A 1,397-nucleotide genomic window follows, 5' to 3' on the forward strand; every position below is an offset into this window, starting at 1 on the left:
CGCGCGGTGCTCGCCGAGAACTTCGAGCGCATCCACCGCAGCAACCTGATCGGCACCGCCCGGGGTCACGGCCGCCAGGCCGCCACTTCGGCGAGGAACTCCGCCCGGCGCGCCTCGTCCAGGAACGCCGCGCGGAACGAGTTCGCCGCCAGCTCCCGCAGCTGCTCGGTGCTCAACCCCAGTTCGCGGCGCACCGCGTCGAAGTTCTCGTCCACGTACCCGCCGAAGTACGCCGGGTCGTCCGAGTTCACCGTCACCAGCAGCCCGCGCTCCAGCAGTTCGGGCAGCGTGTGCCCGCTGAGCTCCGCGAACGCGCCGAGCCGCACGTTGGACAGCGGGCACACCGTCAGCGGGATGCGCTCCCGGCGCAACCGCTCCACCAGCTCCGGGTCCTCCAGCGCGCGGATGCCGTGGTCGATGCGCCGCACGCCGAGCAGGTCCAGCGCCTCCCGCACGTACTCCGGCGGGCCTTCCTCGCCCGCGTGCGCGACCGCGTGCAGGCCCAGCTCGCGGGCGCGGGCGAACACCTCGGTGAACTTCGACGGCGGGTGCCCCACCTCGGCTGAGTCGAGGCCGACGCCGACGATGCGGTCCAGGAACGGTTCGGCCAGCCGCAGCGCCTCGGCCGCCGACTCGGCGGACTCGTCCCGCAGGAAGCACAGGATCAGCGAGGCCGAGACGTCGCTGCTCACCAGCGCCGAGTGCAGCCCGCCGATCACGGTCTCCATCGGCACGCCGCGCTTGAGGTGCGCCTGCGGGTCGAAGAAGATCTCCGCGTGCCGGACCCCCTGCGCGGCGCAGCGGTCCAGGTAGGCGGCGGCCAGGTCGTGGAAGTCCGCCTCGGTGCGCAGCACGGCCATGTTCGCGTAGTAGATGTCCAGGAACGACTGCAGATCGCTGAACCGGTACTTCGCCCGCAGGTCGGCGACCGACTCGTGGGGCAGCGCGATGCCGTTGCGCCGGGCCAGTTCGAAGACCATCTCGGGTTCGAGGGTGCCTTCGATGTGCACGTGCAGTTCGGCTGTGGGCGGGGTGGGCGCGGCGTTCATCCCGCGAGACTAGCGAGGCGGCCGCGGCCCGGACGCCGCTCCGGTGGCCGGGGGAGACGGTGCTCACCGCGCGGGCGGGCCCGCCTTGGCGTGCTGGGCGGCGGCCATCACCTCGCGCAGGGCGGTGTTGAGCGATTCCAGGGTGCTCAGCGGCAGGCCGAGGCGGTCGACGATCTGCTGCGGGATCTGCTCGGCCTCGGCGCGCAGCGCGCGCCCGGCGGGGGTGAGCGCGACGGCGACCGAGCGCTCGTCGCCCGCGGTGCGGCTGCGGGTGAGGTAGCCGATCGCTTCGAGCCGCTTCAGCAGCGGGGACAGCGTCGCCGGTTCGGCCTGCACGGTGTGGCTGAG

2 protein-coding genes are annotated in these 1,397 nt (G+C 73.2%); both read right to left on the bottom strand.

All coding sequences use genetic code 11. From position 1 onward, the window contains the following. Window positions 1–65 precede the first annotated feature (65 nt). Window positions 66–1,049 carry an adenosine deaminase gene (locus ABZ805_RS29295; RefSeq protein WP_358447172.1) on the bottom strand — a complete coding sequence of 328 codons (984 nt, stop codon included), beginning with the start codon at window positions 1,047–1,049 and terminating at the stop codon, window positions 66–68. Window positions 1,050–1,112: 63 nt separating this feature from the next. Continuing rightward, on the bottom strand, window positions 1,113–1,397 hold a 285-nt coding region (locus ABZ805_RS29300; RefSeq protein ID WP_358447175.1), incomplete at its 5' end, for a MarR family transcriptional regulator.

It is taken from the genome of Saccharopolyspora sp. NPDC047091, assembly GCF_040643635.1.
Taxonomy (GTDB): domain Bacteria; phylum Actinomycetota; class Actinomycetes; order Mycobacteriales; family Pseudonocardiaceae; genus Saccharopolyspora_C.

Excerpts from the sequence above, each read along its gene's own strand:
- ABZ805_RS29295 (WP_358447172.1), bottom strand. The coding sequence starts at position 1,049 with ATGAACGCCGCGCCCACCCCGCCCACAGCCGAACTGCACGTGCACATC.